The 238-nt window shown below is 54.6% G+C and carries 1 protein-coding gene; it reads right to left on the bottom strand.

Features of this window, described 5'->3' with window-relative positions; translation table 11 throughout:
• A partial coding sequence (locus KVT28_RS26705; RefSeq protein ID WP_217551329.1) for an ATP-binding cassette domain-containing protein occupies positions 1–208 on the bottom strand: 208 nt, incomplete at its 3' end.
• Positions 209–238: the final 30 nt, after the last annotated feature.

The raw sequence follows: 238 nt of genomic DNA, 5'->3' as shown, positions 1-238 counted from the left end.
TACCCGCCAGCTCGTTGAGGACCCAAATTCCGCCCTTACCGACCTTCTGAAGCTGGTTAATGCAGCGCAAAAAGGTGCTTTTGCCGGAACCGGATGGACCGAGGATGCACATCACCTCGCCGTAGTCCACTTCGAGGCTGACATCCTTCAGGGCGTGGAACTGGTCGAAATATTTGTTCACCTTGACGGCGCGCACGTTGTTTCTCATGTTGGGCTCCTGTTTACTGACGCTGACGAT

The sequence above is a fragment of the Pantoea sp. GbtcB22 genome (assembly GCF_019091025.1).
GTDB lineage: Bacteria > Pseudomonadota > Gammaproteobacteria > Enterobacterales > Enterobacteriaceae > Pantoea > Pantoea leporis.
This window is presented reverse-complemented; position numbering and strand designations above follow the sequence as displayed.